Consider the following 23,814-nt stretch of genomic DNA (forward strand, 5'->3'; position numbering starts at 1 on the left):
TCGGATTAATTATGAGCAAAATTCACAAGATAAAACTTAAGCTTGGCGGGACAAAGCCAGATGAGTTACCACAAGCAAAGCTTGTTCAATATCTTGCTGCACTTACAAAAATGTGCGGTGAAAGTGATGTTCATTTTTCATCCGTAGAAGAAGGCTCGGCTGAGTTAATTTCATACACGAAATGCCAGAGTACTTATGGTTCGGTAATAGCAAACATAAACGCAAGTATTGCCAGTGAATCGAAAGATTATCGGGATATAGCTAAATACCTTGCCAGAGACAATTATACGGCACAAATACTATCTGAAGATAATATAGTTATCGGCAGCATAACTCCTCACATAGAACCAAAACCAATTGCCATTACGAAAAAAACAAAAGTGCAAGGTCAGTTATATAACATAGGGGGTCGAGATGAGACTATTCCAGTCAAGTTACTCGGTGCCAATAATGAAATTTTAAATTGTGAAGCAAATCAACAAACCGCTACTCAGCTGGCAAAATATCTGTTCAAAAAAATCAGAGTTCATGGTGTTGGAGACTGGGAAAACATCAACGGCATATGGAAACTAAAAAAACTTAAAATTGAAAAATTTGAATTACTTAAAGATATTTCAATAAAACAAGCACTATCCATTTTAAAAGAAGATGAAAATAACAAGTGGGATGAAATGGAAGACCGCGAAGACATTCTACACAAGGTTAGGAGCATCAATTGAAAGTTATCATTGATACCAACATCTTAATTTGTATGATGCTAGATGTAGAACCTCAGGGATCGTGGATAAACCCTCGAGATAACACAAAGGTTGATAATGTACACTTAAGGGCTAAAGCCCTGAAAGATTACATTGAACAAATTGGCGGTGTAATTATTGTACCTACGCCAGTTTTAGCTGAATACCTTGTTGGCATCGATAAAGAGAAGCATATTGATCATGTTAACCTCATATCATCAATGTCATGCTTTGAGTTGGTTTCATTTGATGAAATTGCAGCTATAGAATGTGCTAAATTACCGACACTTCAAGAAATTAGGCAATTGGCAAGTTCCGCAGAAAGCACCTCTAGTAAAATAAAATTTGACAGGCAAATCATATCAATTGCTAAAGCGAATAACGTTAATGAAGTATGGAGCCATGATAAAAATGTTTTTAAGAAGTGCACTGATTTAGGGATTTCAATAAAATCTTTAGCCGATATAGCCCCACCCCCAGAGCAATTTCCGCTTTATCCAGATGATGAAACAGGCACTCACATAACACATTGACCCCAGCCCTCCCCTGCGAGGGCTTTTTTGTGCCTGTAACTCCCCGCCTATGTGATCCACACCAGATTTTGACGATTTAAAAAAAATAAATTATCAGTAAAATCAACAAAATAACTACATTAAATCTTACATAATATTACCCACCCCAAAATATGCGCTTGACGCATTTGCGTTAAATGCATATTATCATAACCATCAACGGAACACAGCACGTTGGTGCTCTTTAAAAACGATGATAGCGAGCTGTGTATTGGCTGTCAGAACGGTGACGCTGATAAAGCGTCAACCTTCTCAGAAGGTTTTGGGATTGAAGCAAAGCATGATTGTACCAATCACCAAAGCCAACTGTTTGGAGGAAATATGGCAATAATCATAGTGAAAAAATCACGCAAACCTGAATTTTTACGTGGTAACTCAGCAAACAGACGTCACGCCAGACGAAAGGCTGAAGCTATTGCCACCAAAAATGTAAAAATGAAGTTGGAGGAAATATTCAGAACTGAACCGGACAAAAGCCCAATGAGCCGGGTAGAAAAAGCCACATCAGCATGCAGTACCCCGATTTACGACTCACCAGACAACTGCTGCTTAAACACAACTGCCCTGTATTCAACTAAGCGATATAAGTCAAAACCAAAAACAGAATTTGGTATCACGGCCAGAGCATAACCTGCTGGGTTGTATGAGCGCAGATACTTACTCTAGAGCTTTTTTCTTTAAATACCAGTCATAAAACATAGCTTTATATTTTGTATTTAAGCTATAGGTGGCAAGATTTTTATTGTATGCATTTGGCATCCAAAAATTAAATATCTTCTTACTTACAAGTTTATTTATTGCAGGTGAGTTTCTATTGAAATCAGATAACGGTTCGCCTCGTTCAAAGAATAGATAGATAAAGTCAAATTCATCGTTTGAAAGAGAAGCGAATATGTTATCTCTTTCATTTTTATCTCTTTGATAAGCTACGAATGACACTACTCTTTTCTTTAAAAACTCAATCGTTGATCCTGCTGCTGCTGAAATAATATAACTACAGCAAAATAGTAATATGTAATACATACAGTAATCCGGAAGCACCTCTGGATTATGGGCATTAACTGCTTCCTTGGCTTTGTCTGGTGTAAATATAACCAACAGTATCAAGATAAAAACCATATAAACCAACCTATTAAGCGTAATTCCTCGCAGGAAAAACTTAACAAACTCCTGCCACCATGAGTTGTTCATAGGCTATGTAATCTCTTATCTGTAGGGGTGAGCAGATTATAGCCGATTTCTCGCTGTAGGGGTACACGAGAACCACCTCGCCTGATGTGGTTAAAAGCAGGCACTTCGCCCCAGAGCCTAGGGACGTTAGGTTGAATGGCTAGCACCCCGCGCGGGGATAACTATTCGGACATCACGTAGCGCAGAGACGTGTAGTAAGAGGAATTACCTCGGATAAAGGAAATATCCGATTACCGCAAGGAAGATAAAGACAACAACAGGAATCCCGATAGTTAATTTCAGATACCTGATGAATGACTTGGTTATAGCTTTTTCTACAGCTTTCTCAATGATCGTCTCGAGTTGTTCAGGGGTTAAATTCATAACTGCTCTCCTTAGTTTTTCTAACTATATCCGGGGAGCGGACATTGTTCCAGAGTGAAATTATGCGCCATTAATTTATGGAAAAGGCAGTTGGAATATAACTGCCTTAATGTCCATCAGAAGGAAACAAACATAAATGAGACAGGAAGAAAAAGATACCGCCAGGAATGGTTGCTGTAATCAAAGGTAATAAAGCAAAAGCCTCAATAATCTGCTCCTCATTGTTATCACTAAATATATTTTAATCAGCATCAATAAAATTTCAATATATCCTTTATTTTTCAGGTATATCCGTAGGTAAACAACATGAAAACTAAACCTTGTCGCGCTGCGTGCGGTTCTGACGTGGCGTGCATCTCTATGCCATTTTTACGCCTTGCCCGATGTGCGGCAAGGGTAGCGATATCCACCGGAAAGTCCCGCATTTGGGATCTGGCTAACCAATTACAGATGAGAGCTTACGGGAGAAAGATATGTCGCTGATGACTGCAAAACAAAAACACACCAAGGAACAGGTTATTGAGTTGTTCAATCAGGCTGACATGGATGAAAAGCAGATTGAGCAGATTGTGTCGGAGTGGCGTTGGCGCAGGGAGAACGCCAAAACAAGCCGCATTCTCCATCAGTGCAGAATGAGGCTACCGGCATGAACACATACACAATACAGGATGCTCAGGTAGAACGGCAACGGATTGCCGAACAGCGCAGGAAACGAGAGCAGAAAGAAAAGGATGATTACTGGTTTCGTGAAAGTGTCGGATTGCCAAACGGACGGGTACCGGCAGAATTTTTAAGCGGAGAATTCACATGATGGAATATCCACGACGCATAGGGAAACCCGCAGGCTCCGGTGGAACGTATGAGGACAATTATCAACGCGCCCTGAAATCAGCAATTGAGCAAATGGATTTGCAACGGCGGGGGAAACCGACCGGAGAGCCTTCACTGTCAGAGCAACGGGTGGCCGAGACACTTTACAACATCTGCCGTATCACCGCCCTTCACTATCCCCCACTACCCGCAAACATCAAAGCAGCACGGAATGCTGCTGAGACACAGGCGTGGAGAGAATGGAGGACTGAACATGGAAAAGCTACCGGTGTCGGTGGTGTTGATTATTACGGCGGTGGGCGTGCGGAATCACGCCCCGGCCAGAGATTGGGGGATTAATCATGTCTGAAGTCTATAAGGCAATAAGTGCCGTAGCCAAGGAACTGGCTGAGACAGGCATCAAAAAAGGGAGCAGGAATTCACAACAGGGGTTTATGTTCAGGGGGATCGACGCTGTATACAACGCCCTTGCCCCGGCGCTGGTTAAGCATGGCCTGATTATCCTTCCTCGCATTATGGAGCGTTCTGTCACGGAGCGACAGACACAAAAAGGCGGCACCTTATTTTATGTCGTGGTGAAGGCTGAGTTTGATTTCATTGCCACGAAAGACGGCAGCAAACACACAGTGACCACCTTTGGCGAAGCTATGGATAGCGGGGACAAGGCAACCAACAAAGCAATGTCTATCGCTTATAAATACGCAGCTTTCCAGGCATTTTGTATTCCTACCGAAGAAACTGCGATTGATGCTGACGCAGAGGTTCACGATGTTGTTCCACGTAATCCAGAGCAGATTTTGGGTGACTATACCGAATTTCTTAATGTCACAAGTGACACAAAGACGATTGAGGCTGAATACCGGAAAGTATGGCGAATGCTGAACGGTAGCGACAAACAGGATGAATGTAAGCGCCTCACCGGCATCAGGATCAACGAACTTAAGCAGGCGGCATAAATGGCAATTAACGTAATTACAGTCAGCGGCAATCTCGGAAAGGATTGTGAGCAACGATGGACTCCGGCAGGGAAAGCCGTTGCATCGTTTAGCCTACCGGTGAAACAGGGATATGGCGAGCACGAAAAGACATCGTGGGTTATCTGTAAAATGTTCGGCGCGAAAGCTGAGAAATTGCCAGAACACCTGAAAAAAGGAATGAAGGTGACGGTTACTGGCGAGTTCATCATGGAGGAATGGACAGGTCAGGATGGCAATAAACGATCAGCGCCGGTGATTATCGTGAACCAGTTGGATTTCAGCAACAATCAGGCAGGAAGCCAGAAGCCGCAGACGCAGCAAGCTCCAGCACGGAATGAGCCACCGATGGATTTTGACTATGATGTTCCGTTTTAGGATGAAGCGTAATGCAGGGATGATCAGGTAGACGAAAGCGTTAAGTTATAACACCACAGAAAGCAGAGAACGGACGCAGACGAATAGCAAGGGATTGCCTTACGGAATTAATGCAGCACACATCAGACGAACAACACACCGCAATACTCGGCAAATACACACCGAAATTCAAACCACTTAATCACCCGTGCTTTCCTGAGAAGAAAGTGCCTGGGTATTACGTGCGTACGTTACAGCAGGAGGATGAAGTATGGGGGTTGCAACTAAACCCACATTAACCAGAGGCAGAGCCCTAACTTTATATTGGCCGACCGTAGACGCCTACCCGATGGATAGCCGTGAAGCCTGTGCTTTCATGGGAATATCTTACCCTACCCTGAAAAAATGGATTGATTCCGGCAGGCTTTCCGGCTCGAGAAAAGATCCGCTTAAGCCCAAATCGCCGTGGCAGTTTACCCGTGCAAATTGCATTGCAGCCATCAACTACAAAATGCACAATACGCCGGAAAGCGTGATTAGTGCGGAAGAGGAAAGGATATGTCAATCTTCCGGAGAGGCGAGATATGGTACGCCAGTTACTCGCACAATGGTAAAAGAATTAAGGAGTCGCTTGGTACAACGGACAAAAAACAAGCGCAGGAGTTGCATGATAAACGAAAGGCCGAGCTGTGGCGCGTAAACTCACTGGGTGAAACTCCGAAGGTTACTTTTGAGGTTGCCTGTACGCGGTGGCTCGAGGAAAAATCAGGCAAAAAATCTCTTGATGATGATAAAACCAAAATACTGTTTTGGCTCGATCACTTTGAAGGGATGCACCTGGCAGATATTGATGAGATTAAAATCTATGATGCTGTCAGTAAGCTGAAAAATCAGAAGCTGAAAGAAAATTGGGAAAAGCATATTTCCGGCAGGAAGCGGCGTGCAGTCAGTAAAAAATCAGAGCCGGTTTCTGTAGCAACCAAATCTGCTTACCTGGCTTTCATCAAGTCACTGCTCCGCGCCGCTGAACGCGACTGGAAGTATCTCGATAAAGCCCCGAATATCCGGGTGCCAAAACCGAAGAATAACCGGGTCCGATGGCTCGAGCCACGGGAAGCAAAACGCCTGATCGATGAATGCAGTGAACCTCTTAAATCTGTTGTGACATTTGCTCTGGCTACCGGCCTGCGGCGCTCCAATATTATTAACCTGGAATGGTCACAAATAGATATGCCGAGAAAAGTAGCGTGGATTCCCCCGGATCAGACCAAATCAGGGAAAGCATTGGGTGTTGCTCTTAACGACACTGCGTGCCGCGTCCTGCGTGAGCAGATAGGCAATCACACAAAGTATGTTTTTGTGCATACGAAGGCTAAAAACAGATCTGACGGCTCAATGACTCCGGTTGTCAGAAAAATGCGCGTTGACGGTAATACTGCTTTCAGGACTGCACTTAAACGTGCCGGTATAGAAAACTTCCGTTTTCACGACCTTCGCCACACATGGGCGAGCTGGTTAATTCAGGCGGGAGTACCGCTGTCCGTATTGCAGGAAATGGGGGGATGGGAATCAATAGAAATGGTACGCCGGTATGCTCACCTGGCACCGGGTCATCTGAGCCAGCATGCGCAGCAAATCGATGCTGTTTTTGGTGAGGATGTCCCAAATATGTCCCACCCGACCCTGAGTGTGGTTGGTGAGCACAAATGAAAAACCCGCTAACTGGTTGAGAGTTAACGGGTTTAATATGGTGCCGGCTACCGGAGTCGAACTGGTGACCTACTGATTACAAGTCAGTTGCTCTACCAACTGAGCTAAGCCGGCGAATTTGGCGGAAGGATAGAGATTCGAACTCTAGGACGGTCTCCCGTCGGCGGTTTTCAAGACCGCTGCCTTAAGCCACTCGGCCATCCTTCCATGGGGCGCGATTATGCTGAAAAATGAGGAACCTGTCTACCCCTATATGCAAAAAAATCCGATTTTTTTGTCTGCCTGCTCAACATTCGTGCATCATACCGGCCCTGCGGCGGAATACTGCTGTTATTGTGACGGGAATTAGTATGATAGAATTAATTCCCGGTGAATTTACAGTCAAGTACTTACTATAAGGTCGCAACGGAACATATGTACAGACAGTCACATTCCAAGCCTTATGCGATACCCGGCTTTTATGCATCATTTGTTTCGTTATTAGTCTTATCTCTCTTTTTATACGGATATAACTATTACGATGCCTGGCTGGGAAGCAAAAAAGGCGCACTCTACAGTTTCAGCACACGGATAGAACATCAGGTTGAAACGTACCGCTATCAGTCCGCTGAGCTGTTCCGGCTCGCCAATACCACGGACACCGAGAAGCGGCCTGAGCTCGTTCCGCCGCATAAGATCCTGAATGATATTTACTGGATTGACAGCCGTGTGCCGGTTGTGGATGCCATCCTGTTCGGCCAGACCAATGATGAGACCTACGCCATCGCACGGCGTTTTTCAGACTATCTGACCATTCTGTGGGGCGGTGAAAATCAGTTTAATTCTGTATATTACCTCAACGGACTGGATAACAGTCTGCTGCTGGTGACATCCCATTCTGCCCTGCGTCCGGAGCTGCGCTACCGCGAAAGCCCGCTGACATTGGGTGCCGATGAAAAACGGGCGGAAATGCTGGCGGATTCCACAGCGCTGGATGAGCGGGAAACCCTCTCCTCCTTTACCAAGATGCCGTCAGAATCAACCTATTACTATACCTACCGCGCAATGTTTAATAACCCCGGTCAGCTGACCAGCGTGGTGGCGTTTGATTTACCGGTGAATAACCTGGTGCCGGATAATCTGGATCTGTCCAATCTGTCACTGATCCCGGCCGAGACCCACACCCTCAGCAACCGTCCGAATGCGGTGCAGATCAGTATTAACGGCCTGTCACTGAAACTCAGTTACCGTCTGCGTGAAATGCCGTATCAGGTGGTTTATCAGCTCTCACTGCTATCTCTGGCCGAAGAGATGCTGGCGGCCAATATCTGGCTGTTAATTTCTGTCTTCCTGTTCAGTATGCTCTCCGTCGGCGGCCTTGTTTATATCCGCAAACGGTTCATTTCCCCGCTCAATACACTGGTCCGCCAGGCCAGAAACAGTGAGGCGATAACCAATGAAATTGTGGCGCAACTGCCTATCGGGCTGGCGATTTATGATTTTGCCGCCAATAAACGGCTGGTCAGTAATACCATCGCCAGTCAGTTGCTGACCCTCAGCGACCTGAACAAAACCCGCGATATGGCCCGCGAGCACCAGGGCCGGATCCAGACCACCATTGATAACGTGGTTTATGAAGTCAGTATGAATCCGGTCCGTAATATGAATGATACTTATCTGATTCTGTTCCGGGATGTGGATCAGGAAGCGCTGACCGCACGCCGCCTGCAATTGTCTGACCGTGAGTATAAGAAAAGTATCAAAGCCCGTCAGTCTGTGCTGTCAAATATCCGTTCAGAGCTGGTGGTGCCGGTCAAACAGCTCGGTAATGACCTGCATACGCTGGCACCGTATGTGACTGATCCCGCCGGCGGCATGCTGATGGATAAAGTGGTAACGGAATCCGGTTATCTGTGTGAGTGGATCGAAAATATTATTCTGCTGGCTGACCTGGAAAGTGATGACTGGAAACCGACCAATGATGAATTCCTGTTGTCACAGACCGTCGAAGATATCGTTAAACAATTCTCACGTCAGATAAATGACAAAGGCATTCCGCTTTATTTCCATAACAGTATTAATAAACAGCTGAATTACATTGGTGACGGCCCTATTATCAGTAAGATATTTTTATTATTACTGAATTATGCTGTCAGTAATTTAAAATACGGTAAATTGGTTATTCGCCTTAAGAATATATTTAAAGATGAACATAATAATATCAGATTGGAAATAATCGCCAGCGGCTCCGGTCTGCCGCAATCTGATCTCGTTAATCTGCACGATCCGTTTATGTTTCAGGTCGCGGAGACGGAAGGTCGTCCGAACTCGGGGCTGGCATTCTATTTGTGTGATTTATTATGTAAAAAACTCAGCGGAGAGCTGAAAATAGACAGTAAACCAGACATCGGCACACACTACACTGTCGAGTTGCCGCTGCCTGCCACCGAGATGATCGGTGAGCCGTCAGAGGTGCTGGAAGATACGCTGTTTAAGATCAATATCATTAATCCGAGTATTCGGGAAATAATTAACGCAATTATAATTGAAAACGGCGGAATTTTATTTGATAAAAATCGCGCATTATTGCAAGATGAATATGACATCCTGATAACTGACTTTGATAAGAAAGCGAGAAAGCCAATACTCTTTTTACGAAATGACATTATTGAACACAGAATGATTACGCCTTCCCTGGTGGAGTGTAATTATAATTTCAATGATGAAATTCTGAATGCTATTACGCTGCTTATCGAACAAAGCTTAACTTCGGATGAGTTTGATGATAGATTCTTACCCGGGAATCCGGGTATTAATACAGCAGCGCTTTCCGTCGGGGAAGTTGTTGCGTTATATAAAAATCAGCTGGCACAAAGTACGTATAAAGACTTGTTTGCCACCACAGTCCCTCCTGATATAAGTAAGATGTACACGGAAGCAGAATTAAGTGAATTGCAGCCACTGGCGCTGACAGTACATCGGGTCAAAGGGGTCTTTGCTGTGCTCGACTTTGATTATCTGAAATCACGCTGTGAAGATATAGAACGCTGTATCGCTGACAAAAACAAAATGAAGGTGGATGAAGGTATCCGGGAAATTGATGCCATTGTCACTGAATTGCTGCAGCAAGGTAACCAAGAGTATGAATAACCTGAATGTTATTATCGCTGATGACCATCCTATTGTTCTGTTCGGGATAAAAAAGTCCCTGGAACAGCTGGAAACGGTTAATGTTGTTGGTGAATTTGAAGATTCCACTTCACTCATCAATAACTTAGCACGCCTGGATGCGGATGTTCTGATCACTGACCTTTCCATGCCGGGAGATAAATATGGTGATGACATCACGCTTATCAAGTATATCAAGCGCCATTATCCTGACCTGGCGATTATTGTGCTGACCATGAACAATAATCCGGCGATCCTCAGTGCCGTACTGGACCTCGATATCGAAGGGATCGTACTGAAGCAGGGTGCGCCGGCTGATCTGCCGAAAGCACTGGCCTCTTTGCAGAAAGGAAAGAAATTCACCCCTGACAGCGTTTCCAAACTGCTGGAAAAAGTGAATGCCAACGGGTACGGCGATAAGCGCCTGTCTCCGAAAGAGAGTGAGGTTCTGCGTCTGTTTGCCGAAGGGCATCTGGTCACTGAGATTGCGCGTAAACTGAACCGCAGTATCAAAACTATCAGCAGCCAGAAAAAATCCGCCATGCTGAAACTGGGTGTAGATAACGATATCGCTCTGCTGAATTACCTTTCGTCTGTCACTATCGACAGCCACAGAGACGAGTAATCCGGAAACGTTTTACAGTACTGATGCAAAACCGCCATTCAGATGAACGGCGGTTTTTTTATGTGCCGGTTATTCAGCCCCGGGCGGCGTGACCTGCGGAATGTAGTGCTGCATCATGGTGCGCAACGCCTGCATCGAGACCGGTTTGGAGAGACAATCGTTCATGCCGGAAGCCAGACAGCGCTCGCGCTCTTCGGCCAGCGCGTTGGCGGTGATCCCGATAACCGGTAGTGTCATCCCCTTCTCTCTCAGTGTGCGGGTCAGGTCATAACCGTTCATATTCGGCATATTGACGTCTGACAGAATAATATCCACCTCATGGGTTTCGAGGAAGTCGAGTGCATCCAGCCCGTCATCCGCCGTTGCGGTGTGGAAGCCGAACAGATGCAGCTGATCTGACAGCAGATGGCGGTTAATCGGATGGTCATCCACAATCAGGATCCGGACATGCGCGGCCTGCTGACTGTCCGGCAGCAGCGGCGGCGGCAGATCATCGGCTTCCTGACGACGATTATTCAGGCGGTCAGAGACAAAATCAAACAGCCCGTCGAGCTGATGGGTATTATGCCGCCAGTGATTGCCGCCCATCGGCACCGGTTTGTCAGTATAACCGGCATCCAGTTCAATCAGCAGACGCACCTGTTTCATCGCCGGGGTCACCATGTCCGTGATCACTACCGCACAGGCAATATCTGAGCATTCAGACAACGGAACCGCTGCCGGGGCAATATCCTGCCAGTAACGCTGCATATAATCCGCCAGCACGCCGTTGCGGAACTCAAAGACCAGCGGTACAGTCAGCGGCACAATATCCGCATGATGGCCGGACGGATAGGCGGTATAGCACGGGAAGCGGATCCCGAACAGACTGCCGACCTCTTTCTGTGATTCCACCATCATGTCGCCGTCCATCAGTGAAATCAGCTTTTCACAGATAGGCAGCCCCAGCCCGGTACCCTGCGACGGGCTGTCCGTGTTCGGCATAATCTGATAGAACGGGTCGAATAACTGGCGCAGTTCATCCTCACTGATACCGCCGCCGGTATCCTGAATATCCACATGCAGATATTCGCCGCAGACATAGACATGAATGCACACCATCCCGACATGCGTGTATTTAATCGCATTATTAAACAGGTTGGCGATCACCTGCTGCATCCGCACCGGATCATTACAGACCAGCTCCGGCACATCTTTTTCAATAAAGCAGTACAGTGAAAGGTGTTTTTTCGCCACCAGCGGCAGGTAGTTTGCCACCACAAAATGAATATGTTCGCGGAAGTTAAACTCTCTCGGCTCAATTTTCAGCTGTTTGGATTCAATTTTGGAGAAGTCGAGAATATCACTGATAATTTTCAGCAATAATGAGGAGGAGTTATTCATCGTGCCGAGCAGGCGCTGGGCATCCCGCGAATGTGCCATGGACTGTAACAGCTCCAGGTTACCGATAATACCGTACAGCGGCGTGCGCAGCTCATGACTGACCGTGGCAAGGAACATGGATTTCGACTGGTTAGCCTGCTCTGCCGCCTGTGCCGCATCCTGTAACGAGCTTTCCAGCTGCACACGTGCGCTGATATCCACCAGCACACAAATCGCCACTTCCTCGTTCTGGTAACGGGAATGCACAAAACTGACCTGAAGGTGCCCTCCGTTACGGGTCACCATATCTTCCATTCCCTGCCGTTTATCTTTTATCAGCAGGCCGATACGGTTGCGATCCTCAAACGAAAGCATACGCCAGTAATTATGAGCCAGCTCATTACTCAGCAGTGCCGTACCGTCGAGTGTGCGCAGAATGCAAATCCCGACCGGTGCGGAGGCCACAATTTTATGGTTGAACTGCTCGTGCTCCTCCAGACGCATTGCGCTGTTTTCGGCCGGCATAAATATCCGCCGTTCCAGCAGCCAGGTAAACAACCCGATAATAATGGCGGAGATCAGATTAAGAATCGCCCCGTTAAGGATCTGAAATTTCAGTTTTTCATAGATTGAGCTCAGCGGCGTGGTATATACCACACTCAGCAGGGACGGCGTGAGCCTGCGTTTAAAGACCAGTTGGGTGAATTCGTCGTCATAGCCGAAATAATTATCGTCTACCAGATAACGGTCTTTATTTTTCTGTGTGTTAATTTCTTCCGGATAAGAGAGCACGACATCATCCTGCTCATTAATAATCACCATATTGGCCGGGAAATCGCGCAGGCGGTTAAAGTTTTCCAGCTGCAGATTACGCTCAATGCCCATCAGTGCCAGAAAACGCCCGTCATAATACAGCGGCATCATCACAAACAGGCTGGCCATTCCCTGATTACTGCCCGGCGCCGCCCAGTAAATAGTGCGCTCTTTCCCCTGACTTTTCAGGCGGAAATAGTTCTGAGAGTAATCATTGACCATTCTGCGCAGCGTTTCGCTGCTGGTGGAAAGGTTGCGGATCGGAAATGACACCATACACAGGGTTTTTGAACCGACCAGAAAGACCTGATTCAGCCCCATCGGTGCGGCGATATTGTTCTGCCAGTACGTCAGGAGATCTTTGAATGCAATAATATACGGGCCGCTGCCGGTGCGGAAGGCCGCGCAGTCGCCTTTGGTATTCAGTGCCCGGTAATCAATAAAAAAGCCGTCGGTGGTCCGGTCTGCGGGCTCTCCCGGCCGTACTTCTTTATTTTCGACAAACCGTTCATTCATATAACGGATATCGCGGGTCATATCAGTGGATTGCCGGAAATAGGCTAATAAGGCATCGTAATCGGAATAATATTGCTGGCGGATATCATTGCGCATCCCGTTATAGATATTCAGTAAATAGAATACCGTCACCAGCGCCCCCAGCCCCCATAACATCACACCGACGATCCGGAACAGGTAACGCGAAATTTTCAGTGATGTCTGGAAAGATGAAAAGTATCTCAAAGGGGCTCCGCCAATAATGAATCTGATATATTCACGAGGTTTCAGACTGTTATGTCTAGGATATACCACTGTGCAATGTTTACAAAACCCCCGGGGTAAATAAAAAGCAGGAACAATATTATTGTTCCTGCTTTATCGGTTTTTCTGATTTTATATTACCGGAAACCGGTGATATTAATCGTTATTCTCTTCTGCATTATCATCAGATGCCGCATCCGTCACTTCACCGTCTTCAGAGAAATCATTTTCATCCTCTTCCGGCTCCGCAACACGCTGCAGACCGACCACTTTCTCTTCTTCTCCGGTACGGATCAGCGTCACACCCTGGGTATTACGGCCCACGATACTGACTTCAGAGACGCGGGTGCGGACCAGAGTACCGGCATCGGTGATCATCATAATCTGATCATCCGCACCGACCTGGATTGCACCCACGACTTTCCCGTTACGCTCACTCACTTTAATGGAGATAACCCCCTGAGTGGCGCGGGATTTGGTCGGATACTCCGCTTCCGCAGTCCGCTTACCGTAGCCGTTTTCGGTGACCGTCAGAATTTCACCTTCACCGCGCGGAATAATCAGTGACACGACCGCATCGTCGTCACCCAGACGGATACCGCGCACGCCGGTGGCGGTACGCCCCATGGCACGGACAGCATCTTCCGCAAAGCGGACGACTTTACCGTCAGCAGAGAACAGCATCACTTCGTTGCTGCCGTCAGTCAGGTCAACGCCAATCAGCTCATCACCCTCATTGAGGTTGACGGCGATAATACCGGCGTTACGCGGACGGCTGAAGTCCTGCAGGGAGGTTTTCTTCACGGTACCGCTGGCGGTCGCCATAAAGACAAACTTACCTTCTTCATATTCACGGACCGGCAGAATAGCAGTGATACGCTCGTTCTGTTCCTGGTCCAGCGGTAATATGTTGATAATCGGACGACCGCGCGCACCACGGCTGGCTTCCGGTAACTGATACACTTTCAGCCAGTACAGCTTCCCTTTGTTGGAGAAGCAGAGAATGGTGTCGTGGGTGTTTGCCACCAGCAGACGTTCGATAAAGTCTTCTTCTTTGATACGGGCGGCAGATTTACCTTTCCCGCCGCGGCGCTGGGCTTCATAATCGGTCAGCGGCTGATACTTCACATAGCCCTGATGGGACAGTGTCACCACCACGTCTTCCTGACTGATCAGATCTTCGATGTTGATATCCGCTGTGTTTTCTGTGATATCAGTACGGCGCTTATCGTTGAACTGCTCTTTCACTGCCACCAGCTCTTCACGGATGACTTCCATCAGACGCTCAGGGCTTTGCAGGATATGCAGCAGACCGGCAATCAGTTCCAGTAACTCGCGGTATTCGTCGAGCAGTTTTTCATGCTCCAGACCGGTCAGTTTCTGCAGACGCAGATCCAGAATCGCCTGAGCCTGAACTTCGGTCAGATGATACAGACCATCGCGGATACCGAACTGCTCATCCAGGCCTTCCGGACGTGCGGCATCATCACCGGCACCGGCCAGCATGGCGGCAACCGTACCCAGTTCCCATGCCTGTGCCAGTAACCCGGCTTTTGCTTCCGCAGGCGTCGGCGCACGGCGGATAAGCTCGATAATCGGGTCGATATTGGCCAGTGCAATCGCCAGACCTTCGAGGATATGGGCGCGTTCACGGGCTTTACGTAATTCGTAGATTGTCCGGCGGGTCACCACTTCACGGCGGTGGCGCACAAACGCACTGAGAATTTCTTTCAGATTGAGGATCTTCGGCTGTCCCTGATGCAGGGCAACCATATTGATACCAAACGTGGTCTGCATCTGTGTCAGCAGATAAAGGTTGTTCAGTACTACTTCACCGACCGCATCGCGTTTGACTTCAATCACAATGCGCATACCGTCTTTATCGGATTCATCACGCAGTGCGCTGATACCTTCCAGACGTTTCTCTTTAACCAGCTCGGCGATTTTCTCAATCAGGCGGGCTTTGTTCACCTGATACGGAATTTCATTAACGATAATGGTTTCGCGGCCGGTTTTTTCATCCGTTTCCACTTCAGCGCGGGCACGGATATGAATTTTGCCGCGTCCGGTGCGGTAAGCATCGAGAATACCGCGGCGGCCGTTGATAATCGCCGCAGTCGGGAAGTCCGGCCCCGGGATGTGCTCCATCAGACCTTCGATGCTGATATCTTCATCATCAATATAGGCAAGGCAGCCGTCAATGACTTCACCCAGGTTATGCGGCGGAATATTGGTTGCCATCCCGACAGCAATACCGGATGAACCATTCACCAGCAGGTTCGGGATGCGGGTCGGCATCACATCCGGGATCATTTCGGTACCGTCATAGTTCGGTACAAAATCCACGGTTTCTTTGTCGATGTCGGCTAACAGTTCATGGGCAATTTTCGCCATACGGACTTCCGTATAACGCATTGCCGCTGCGGAATCACCGTCGATTGAACCAAAGTTACCCTGACCATCCACCAGCATATAGCGCATTGAGAACGGCTGAGCCAGGCGGACAATCGTTTCATACACAGCACTGTCACCATGGGGGTGATATTTACCGATCACATCCCCGACCACACGGGCAGATTTTTTATAGGCTTTGTTCCAGTCATTACCCAGTTCTTTCATCGCGAATAATACGCGGCGATGAACCGGTTTCAGACCATCCCTGACATCGGGGAGCGCGCGTCCGACAATAACGGACATGGCGTAATCCAGATACGAGCTTTTCAGCTCCTCTTCGATGTTAACGGGCAAGATTTCTTTGGCATTGTCGCTCATGGAGCCAGTATCCCTCATTACTCCGGATTCAAGGTGCGGAACTATACCACAAATCGCCAATGTTTAAAAAAGGAGATATAGAAATCGGGAGAGTATTTTATTTCTGACGCATCCGCGCCCGGCATTGTATACTGACGCCATCGCGTATTCCGGCAGGTTCTGCCGCAGCAAGAGAGAGAAAGAGACCATGAATGACACAGCTTCCCCGCTGACAGCCAATGTCGATCCTGCGGAAATTAAAAAGTTTGAGGATGTTGCCTCACGCTGGTGGGATCTTGAGGGTGAATTTAAACCGCTGCACCGGATCAATCCGCTGCGTCTGGCTTATATTCAGCAGCGGGTTAACGGTGTGTTCGGGAAGAAAGTGCTGGATGTCGGCTGCGGTGGCGGAATTCTGGCAGAAAGTATGGCGCGGGAAGGTGCGGATGTCACCGGGCTGGATATGGGCGCGGAGCCGCTTCAGGTTGCGCGTCTGCATGCACTGGAAAGCGGCACAGATATCACCTATGTGCAGGAAACAGTGGAACAGCACGCAGAAAAACATGCGCAACGGTATGATGTGGTGACCTGCATGGAGATGCTTGAGCATGTGCCGGATCCTGCGTCTGTAGTGCGTTCCTGTGCCCGTCTGGTCAAACCGGGGGGCGATGTGGTGTTCTCCACCATTAACCGCAACAAGAAAGCCTGGTTTATGGCTGTTATCGCAGCAGAATATATTCTGAAGATGGTACCGCCCGGTACGCACGATGCGAAAAAATTTATCCGTCCGGCAGAGCTGATTGACTGGCTGAATAATACCGGTCTGCGCGAGCAGCACATGATTGGCTTACATTACAACCCGTTAAGCGATAAATTCTGGCTGGCACCCAATGTGGATGTAAATTATATGTTGCATACCCGTTTTATTTTATAGTGTCAAGTTAATTACTCCGGCGATTAATAAAACGCCAAACAAATCGCATTTTTCTAAAATTATCGCTTCGCGTAATAAGGTAAGCACAGTTTCATTTTGTCAGGGATCTCAGTGCTTACCACTCTGTCAGCGGGTGACTATCCTCAAGTTATCCACAAAAGATCCTGATTTTATACACTTGATCCTGAGCGCATTTATCATTATCTTGTTACCCATCTTTTACAGACACACTACATCTTGTGTTTAAATCGCTCAGCACCCGCTATTGACTTTCCCGGAACATTTGTTTCAGGGATCGTTTTTTATCGGGCAGATACACGTTATCAGCGCGTTAATCACAACAGGGTGTCATTTTCAAAACAGGGTATATCAACTGATGAACCAGAATCTGCTTGTTACCAAACGTGATGGTCACAAAGAACGTATCGATTTAGACAAAATCCACCGCGTCATTACCTGGGCCGCTGAAGGTCTGAATAATGTCTCTGTCTCCCAGGTCGAGTTACGTTCCCAGATTCAGTTCTACGACGGGATCCGTACCGCGGATATTCATGAAACCATGATTAAGGCCGCCGCCGACCTGATTTCCGCTGAAACACCGGATTATCAGTATCTGTCTGCCCGCCTGGCTATTTTTAACCTTCGCAAAAAAGCCTACGGCCAGTTTGAGCCGCCGGCGTTATATGCCCATGTACAGAAAATGGTGGCTGCCGGTAAATATGACGAAAATCTGTTAACCGATTACACCGAAGCTGAATTTGACCAGATGAATGAGTTCATCGATCACTGGCGTGATATGAATTTCTCTTACGCCGCCGTCAAACAGCTGGAAGGGAAATATCTGGTTCAGAACCGTGTTACCGGCGAAGTGTATGAAAGTGCACAATTCCTGTATATCCTGGTTGCGGCCTGTCTGTTCTCGCATTATCCGAAAGAGACCCGTCTGGATTATATCCGCCGGTTCTATGACGCCACGTCAACCTTCAAGATTTCCCTGCCGACGCCGATTATGTCCGGTGTCCGCACCCCGACCCGCCAGTTCAGCTCCTGTGTGCTGATCGAGTGCGGCGACAGCCTGGACTCCATCAACGCGACCTCCGGTGCGATTGTCAAATATGTGTCCCAGCGTGCCGGTATCGGTATCAACGCGGGTCGCATCCGTGCGCTCGGCAGCCCGATCCGCGGCGGTGAGGCATTCCACACCGGTTGTATCCCGTTCTACAAACATTTCCAGACCGCCGTGAAATCCTGTTCTCAGGGCGGCGTGCGCGGTGGTGCGGCGACGCTGTTCTACCCTATCTGGCATCTGGAAGTGGAAAGCCTGCTGGTACTGAAAAACAACCGTGGCGTTGAGGGCAACCGTGTCCGCCACCTCGATTACGGCGTCCAGATCAACAAACTGATGTATGAACGTCTGATCAAAGGCCAGGATATCACCCTGTTCAGCCCGTCCGATGTACCGGGGTTATATGACGCGTTCTTCGCCGATCAGGATGCGTTCGAGCGTCTTTATGAGCAGTATGAGAAAGATCCGTCTATCCGCAAACAGACGCTGAAAGCGGTGGAACTGTTCTCCCTGATGATGCAGGAACGTGCCTCGACCGGCCGTATCTATATTCAGAACGTGGATCACTGCAACACTCACAGCCCGTTTGATCCGTTTATCGCGCCGGTGCGCCAGTCCAACCTGTGTCTGGAAATCGCCCTGCCGACCAAACCGCTTAACGATATGAATGATCCGAACGGGGAAATCGCGCTGTGTACGCTGTCCGCGTTTAACCTGGGTGCCATTGAGAACCTCGATGAGCTGGAAGAACTGGCTATCCTGGCAGTACGTGCCCTGGATGCCCTGCTCGATTACCAGGATTATCCGATTGAAGCGGCACGCAAAGGCTCAATGGGCCGCCGTACCCTGGGTATCGGGGTGATTAACTTCGCTTACTACCTGGCGAAACACGGTGTGCGCTATTCCGACGGCAGCGCCAATAACCTGACTCACCGCACCTTTGAAGCTATTCAGTATTACCTGCTGAAAGCCTCCAATGAGCTGGCAAAAGAGTACGGAGCATGCCCGTGGTTTAACGAAACCACCTATTCACAGGGCATTCTGCCGATCGATACTTACAAGAAAACCCTGGATCAGCTGACCAACGAGCCGCTGCATTATGACTGGGAAGGCCTGCGCGAAGAGATCAAAAAACACGGTCTGCGTAACTCCACCCTGTCTGCCCTGATGCCGTCAGAGACATCCTCGCAGATCTCCAATGCCACCAACGGCATTGAGCCGCCACGCGGTTATATCAGTGTTAAAGCCTCGAAAGACGGTATTCTGCGCCAGGTCGTGCCGGAGTATGAGCGCCTGAAATCCGCGTATGAACTGTTATGGCAGATGCCGGGTAACGAGGGCTATCTCCAGCTGGTGGGGATTATGCAGAAGTTTGTCGATCAGGCGATTTCGTCCAACACCAACTATGATCCGACCCGGTTCCCGAGCGGCAAAGTACCGATGAACCAGTTACTGAAAGATTTGCTGCTGGCCTATAAATACGGTGTGAAAACACTTTATTACCACAATACCCGCGATGGTGCGGAGGATACCCAGGAAGACCTTCCTGAGGAAGTGGTCATCGCCGACGATGATGGTTGTGAAGGCGGCGCGTGTAAAATTTAAGGTGAATAAATAATGTCTTATACAACATTTTCGCAGGTACATAATGATCAGCTGAAAGAACCGATGTTCTTCGGCCAGCCGGTAAACGTCGCCCGTTACGATCAGCAGAAGTACCCGATTTTTGAATCACTGATTGAAAAACAGCTCTCCTTCTTCTGGCGTCCGGAAGAAGTGGACGTATCCCGCGATCGCATCGACTACAATGCCCTGCCGGATCACGAAAAGCATATTTTCATCAGCAACCTGAAATACCAGACCCTGCTGGATTCCATCCAGGGCCGCAGCCCGAACGTGGCGCTGCTGCCGCTGATCTCCATTCCGGAGCTGGAAACCTGGGTGGAAACCTGGTCTTTCTCGGAAACCATTCACTCGCGTTCTTACACGCATATTATCCGTAATATCGTGAATGACCCGTCGGTGGTATTCGATGATATCGTGGCAAACGAAGAGATCATCAAACGTGCGGAAGATATTTCCGGCTATTATGATGATCTTATCCGTATGACCAATGAATATCATATGTTCGGTGAAGGAACGCATACCGCAAACGGTAAAACCTTTACTGTTACCCTGCGCGCCCTGAAACGCCAGCTGTATCTGTGCCTGATGAGCGTCAACGCGCTGGAAGCGATCCGTTTCTATGTCAGTTTCGCCTGCTCTTTCGCCTTTGCCGAGCGCGAACTGATGGAAGGTAATGCGAAAATCATCAAACTGATCGCCCGTGATGAAGCGCTGCACCTGACCGGCACCCAGCATATGCTTAACCTGCTGCGCAGCGGCCAGGATGACCCGGAAATGGCGGAAATCGCCAAAGAGTGCGAGCAGGATTGCTACGACCTGTTTGTCCGTGCGGCGGAGCAGGAAAAAGAGTGGGCAGATTACCTGTTCTGCAACGGCTCAATGATCGGTCTGAACAAAGATATCCTGTGTCAGTATGTGGAATATATCACCAATATCCGCATGCAGGCGGTGGGTCTGCCGCTGCCTTTCAAAGTCCGCTCGAACCCGATTCCGTGGATCAACGCCTGGCTGGTATCTGATAACGTCCAGGTGGCACCACAGGAAGTGGAAGTCAGCTCCTATCTGGTCGGTCAGATTGACTCTGAAGTCAACACTGACGAACTGAGTAACTTCGAACTCTGATGCCCCGCTATAAAATCACCCTGCATGGCAACATGCAGGGTATTCAGCTGCATTATGTCAGTGAAGAACACAACAACCTGCTCAATACACTCGAACAATCCGTCCCGGTGGAATACCAGTGCCGTGAAGGCTATTGCGGTGCCTGCCGTGTCCGCCTCAAACGCGGTAAAGTCGGTTACCGGCAGCGGCCGGTGGCGTTTATTAATGACGGTGAAATTCTTCCCTGCAGTTGCTACCCGCTGAGTGACATCGACATCGAACTGTAAGCTGTTTTGTGACCGGATCTGCAATCCGGTTTTTTTACGCCATTAGTGTAACGATATATTTACGATATACGTAATTTAAATTTGACACCTTTCCTGTTTTTCATTACGCTTTGCGCACATATTATTGATTGAAATATCATGAGGTTTTGGTGAAAAATCGTACACTCGGCAGTGTTCTGATTGTTGCGGGAACAACGATCGGTGCCGGTATGCTGGCAATGCCCCTGGCGGCTGCGGGGATCGGGTTTCCGGTCATTGCGGTTATTCTGATCGGCCTGTGGGCTATCATGAGCTACACCGCCTTACTGATGGTTGAAGTGTATCAGTACAGCTCACCGGATACCGGCTTAGGCAGCGTCGCCCGTCAATACCTCGGATTACCGGGTCAGCTCCTGACCGGCTTCAGTATGTTATTGCTGATGTATGCCCTGACCACTGCCTATATCGGCGGTGCCGGGGAAATGATCTCCGCCAGCCTGCAAAACTGGTGGCAAATATCTGTTACACCGGGTACCGCGACCATTATCTTCACCCTCGTCGGCGGCCTGGTGGTGTGTGTCGGGACTCACTCGGTTGATTTTATCAACCGTATCCTGTTCACCGGTAAAATTATCTTCCTGATCATCATGCTCGCCGTCATGATGCCGCATGTGAATATGACCAACCTTGTCAGCATGCCAATTCAGAACGGACTGGTGCTTTCCGCTATCCCGCTGGTGTTTACCTCTTTTGGTTTCCACGGCAGTGTACCCAGCCTGGTGAATTACATGAACGGCGACAGCAAAAAGCTGCGCTTTATTTTCCTCACCGGCAGTGCCATTCCGCTGGTGGCGTATCTGCTGTGGCAGATTGCCACGCTCGGCGCGATCCCGTCCGATACTTTCTTTGGTATTCTGGCGCAGAAATCCGGCCTTGACGGCTTACTGACGGCACTCAGTGAGACCGTGGCCAACAAATACGTGGATATCGCGGTCAGCCTGTTTATGGATCTGGCACTGGCTACCTCATTCCTGGGTGTGGCGCTGGGGTTATTTGATTACCTGGCAGACCTGTTCCGCCGCAAAAATTCCGCCTTCGGCCGTACACAAACCGGGATTCTGACCTTTGCCCTGCCGCTGATTTGCGCCCTGTACTACAAAAGCTTTACCGGTGCGCTGGCGTATGCCGCAATGGCGCTCTCCTTCCTGGCGCTGATCCTGCCGTCATTATTAGCGTGGAAAGTACGGCAGAACCCGAAAGCAGGTGCTTACCGTGTTGCAGGCGGAAACGGTGTGCTGATCTTTATCTTCCTGTTCGGCCTGCTGGTGATCTCCATCGAGTTCATCAAAAGCGCCGGTTATCTGCCGAATATCTGATGTCATTCTTCTGAAAACAAGCCCGGAAACCCGGGCTTGTTTTTTATCAGTGCGCGGCATTCAACCGTGCAAATCCGGCGGTTAAATCCGCTATCAAATCCTCCGTGTCTTCCAGTCCGATTTGCAGGCGCACTGTCAGGCCGCCCGGCTGCCAGTCAGTGACCGTCCGGTAACGGCTGCAGTCAAACGGCACTATCAGGCTCTCAAATCCCCCCCCCAGGAATAGCCCATCGCGAAAATATCCAGCCCGTCGAGCATCGCCGCCAGGTCGTCTGTGGTGTATTTCGCATTCAGAACCACCGAGAACAGACCGGAAGAGCCGGTGAAATCCCGCTTCCAGATCTCATGCCCCGGACATTCCGGGAAGGCCGGATGCAGTACTTTGCTGATCTCCGGACGGGATTGCAGCCACTCAACGACTTTCAGCGCCCGGTGCTGTGCTTCTTTCAGGCGGATATGCAGTGTACGCAGACCGCGCAGCACAAGGAAGCAATCCTCAGCACCGGGCAGCATCGCCATCTGGTCATAGGTTTTGCGCAGTTCCGGCCACCACTGTGCATTGGCGGAAATCAGCCCCATCAGCACATCCGAATGACCTCCGGGGTATTTGGTACCGGCTTCCAGGGAGATATCACAGCCGTGTTCATGAGCGCGGAAAAAAAGCGGGGTCGCCCAGGTGTTATCAATAACGGTTGTCACATGATGGCGTTTCGCCACGGCGGTGATCGCCGGAACATCCTGCACCTCAAATGTCTGGGAGCCGGGGGACTCAAGGAAAATCACCGTTGTTTCCGGGCGGATCAGCGATTCAATCCCCGCGCCGATCAGCGGATCATAATAGGTGGTGGTAATGCCCATCTTCGCCAGCAAACCGCCGCATAACTGCCGGGTCGGGTGATAAACGGAATCTGTCATCAGCAGATGATCGCCGCTTTTCAGGGTGGTCAGCAGCGCCAGTGTCACCGCCCCCAGCCCGGACGGGGATAACACCGTACCCGCCGCACCGGTCAGTTCACTCCAGGCATTTTCCAGTGCCGCGATCGTCGGTGTTCCGTCAGTACCGTAATGAAATTCCGCCCGGCGGTTGATCAGGGCATCATACGTCGGGAAGACCACCGTCGAGCCGCGGTATACCGGGGTATTCACAAATCCGTGCTGTGATGCGGGGTTACGGCCGCTCTGTGTCAGCCGGGTTTCTGTCCGCAAAGGGCGGCGTGCATGTTCTGACATAATCACCTCAATAATAGTCTGCC

The 23,814-nt window shown here is 49.0% G+C and carries 18 protein-coding genes, 2 tRNA genes and 1 pseudogene; 15 read left to right on the forward strand and 6 right to left on the reverse strand.

Going from position 1 to position 23,814, the window contains the following annotated elements; translation table 11 throughout:
* The first annotated feature begins 11 nt into the window (after positions 1-11).
* From JL661_RS10595 to JL661_RS10605, 3 genes are all read left to right on the forward strand, one after another.
* Positions 12-719, forward strand: coding sequence for a hypothetical protein (locus JL661_RS10595; protein WP_062772552.1), 708 nt, complete (start codon positions 12-14; stop codon positions 717-719).
* Positions 716-1,270 carry a type II toxin-antitoxin system VapC family toxin gene (locus JL661_RS10600; RefSeq protein WP_062772549.1) on the forward strand — a complete coding sequence of 185 codons (555 nt, stop codon included), beginning with the start codon at positions 716-718 and terminating at the stop codon, positions 1,268-1,270. The genes JL661_RS10595 and JL661_RS10600 overlap by 4 nt, the downstream gene beginning before the upstream one ends.
* A 216-nt stretch (positions 1,271-1,486) precedes the next feature.
* Positions 1,487-1,939, forward strand: a complete 453-nt coding sequence (locus tag JL661_RS10605; protein WP_459540173.1) for a transcriptional antitermination N peptide — start codon at positions 1,487-1,489, stop codon at positions 1,937-1,939.
* A gap of 27 nt (positions 1,940-1,966) precedes the next feature.
* Here the strand turns inward: JL661_RS10605 and JL661_RS10610 are convergent, their stop codons facing one another.
* A complete protein-coding gene (locus JL661_RS10610) occupies positions 1,967-2,500 on the reverse strand; it encodes a super-infection exclusion protein B (RefSeq protein WP_073970181.1) in 534 nt (177 codons plus the stop codon).
* 836 nt (positions 2,501-3,336) lie between these two features.
* Between JL661_RS10610 and JL661_RS10615 the strand changes: the two genes are divergently transcribed.
* The 5 genes from JL661_RS10615 (at position 3,337) to JL661_RS10635 (ending at position 6,735) form a co-directional block, all read left to right on the forward strand.
* Positions 3,337-3,513 (forward strand): hypothetical protein, encoded by a 177-nt coding sequence (locus JL661_RS10615; protein WP_004240098.1) that lies wholly within the window; start codon positions 3,337-3,339, stop codon positions 3,511-3,513.
* Positions 3,514-3,670: 157 nt separating this feature from the next.
* Positions 3,671-4,033: a hypothetical protein gene (locus JL661_RS10620; protein WP_015422640.1), complete on the forward strand. Its 363-nt coding sequence runs from the start codon at positions 3,671-3,673 to the stop codon at positions 4,031-4,033.
* 2 nt (positions 4,034-4,035) lie between these two features.
* Positions 4,036-4,650 (forward strand): ERF family protein, encoded by a 615-nt coding sequence (locus JL661_RS10625; RefSeq protein WP_062772546.1) that lies wholly within the window; start codon positions 4,036-4,038, stop codon positions 4,648-4,650.
* A complete protein-coding gene (locus JL661_RS10630; protein ID WP_036420946.1) occupies positions 4,651-5,046 on the forward strand; it encodes a single-stranded DNA-binding protein in 396 nt (131 codons plus the stop codon). It begins immediately after the preceding gene.
* Positions 5,047-5,583: 537 nt separating this feature from the next.
* Positions 5,584-6,735, forward strand: coding sequence for a tyrosine-type recombinase/integrase (locus JL661_RS10635; RefSeq protein ID WP_004240095.1), 1,152 nt, complete (start codon positions 5,584-5,586; stop codon positions 6,733-6,735).
* A 38-nt stretch (positions 6,736-6,773) separates the two neighbouring features.
* Here JL661_RS10635 and JL661_RS10640 read toward each other — a convergent pair.
* Both JL661_RS10640 and JL661_RS10645 read right to left on the reverse strand, forming a co-directional pair.
* A tRNA-Thr gene (locus JL661_RS10640) sits at positions 6,774-6,849 on the reverse strand.
* Between the two features lie 5 nt (positions 6,850-6,854).
* Positions 6,855-6,942 (reverse strand) — tRNA-Ser (locus JL661_RS10645).
* A 207-nt stretch (positions 6,943-7,149) separates the two neighbouring features.
* Between JL661_RS10645 and rcsD the strand changes: the two genes are divergently transcribed.
* The gene (rcsD, locus tag JL661_RS10650) at positions 7,150-9,864 is read left to right on the forward strand and encodes a phosphotransferase RcsD (RefSeq protein WP_046024347.1); all 2,715 of its coding nucleotides are present in this window, start codon (positions 7,150-7,152) and stop codon (positions 9,862-9,864) included.
* Positions 9,857-10,507 carry a response regulator transcription factor RcsB gene (gene rcsB, locus JL661_RS10655; protein WP_062772543.1) on the forward strand — a complete coding sequence of 217 codons (651 nt, stop codon included), beginning with the start codon at positions 9,857-9,859 and terminating at the stop codon, positions 10,505-10,507. Before rcsD ends, rcsB begins: the two co-directional genes overlap by 8 nt.
* A gap of 69 nt (positions 10,508-10,576) precedes the next feature.
* On the opposite strand, the gene rcsC is transcribed toward rcsB, so the two are convergent.
* Entirely contained in the window at positions 10,577-13,423 is a 2,847-nt protein-coding gene (gene rcsC, locus JL661_RS10660; protein ID WP_062772540.1) for a two-component system sensor histidine kinase RcsC, read from the reverse strand.
* 174 nt (positions 13,424-13,597) lie between these two features.
* Entirely contained in the window at positions 13,598-16,213 is a 2,616-nt protein-coding gene (gene gyrA, locus JL661_RS10665; protein ID WP_004236765.1) for a DNA topoisomerase (ATP-hydrolyzing) subunit A, read from the reverse strand.
* A 187-nt stretch (positions 16,214-16,400) separates the two neighbouring features.
* On the opposite strand from gyrA, the gene ubiG reads away from it, so the two are divergent.
* The 5 genes from ubiG to tyrP all read left to right on the forward strand — a co-directional run bounded on the left by ubiG (position 16,401) and on the right by tyrP (position 22,561).
* Positions 16,401-17,126 (forward strand): bifunctional 2-polyprenyl-6-hydroxyphenol methylase/3-demethylubiquinol 3-O-methyltransferase UbiG, encoded by a 726-nt coding sequence (ubiG, locus tag JL661_RS10670; protein ID WP_062772537.1) that lies wholly within the window; start codon positions 16,401-16,403, stop codon positions 17,124-17,126.
* A gap of 376 nt (positions 17,127-17,502) precedes the next feature.
* Complete coding sequence (nrdA, locus tag JL661_RS10675; protein ID WP_024473820.1) at positions 17,503-19,797, forward strand: class 1a ribonucleoside-diphosphate reductase subunit alpha; 2,295 nt, start codon at positions 17,503-17,505, stop codon at positions 19,795-19,797.
* A gap of 12 nt (positions 19,798-19,809) precedes the next feature.
* Positions 19,810-20,940 (forward strand): class Ia ribonucleoside-diphosphate reductase subunit beta, encoded by a 1,131-nt coding sequence (nrdB, locus tag JL661_RS10680; RefSeq protein ID WP_004236768.1) that lies wholly within the window; start codon positions 19,810-19,812, stop codon positions 20,938-20,940.
* Positions 20,940-21,206, forward strand: coding sequence for a class I ribonucleotide reductase maintenance protein YfaE (gene yfaE / locus JL661_RS10685; RefSeq protein WP_004236769.1), 267 nt, complete (start codon positions 20,940-20,942; stop codon positions 21,204-21,206). Before nrdB ends, yfaE begins: the two co-directional genes overlap by 1 nt.
* 209 nt (positions 21,207-21,415) lie before the next feature.
* Positions 21,416-22,561 (forward strand): tyrosine transporter TyrP, encoded by a 1,146-nt coding sequence (gene tyrP / locus JL661_RS10690; protein WP_247715219.1) that lies wholly within the window; start codon positions 21,416-21,418, stop codon positions 22,559-22,561.
* 46 nt (positions 22,562-22,607) lie between these two features.
* On the opposite strand, the pseudogene metC reads toward tyrP, so the two are convergent.
* Positions 22,608-23,791: pseudogene (gene metC / locus JL661_RS10695) on the reverse strand (cystathionine beta-lyase).
* Positions 23,792-23,814 lie beyond the last annotated feature (23 nt).

It is taken from the genome of Morganella morganii, from assembly GCF_019243775.1.
Classification (GTDB): Bacteria; Pseudomonadota; Gammaproteobacteria; order Enterobacterales; family Enterobacteriaceae; genus Morganella; species Morganella morganii.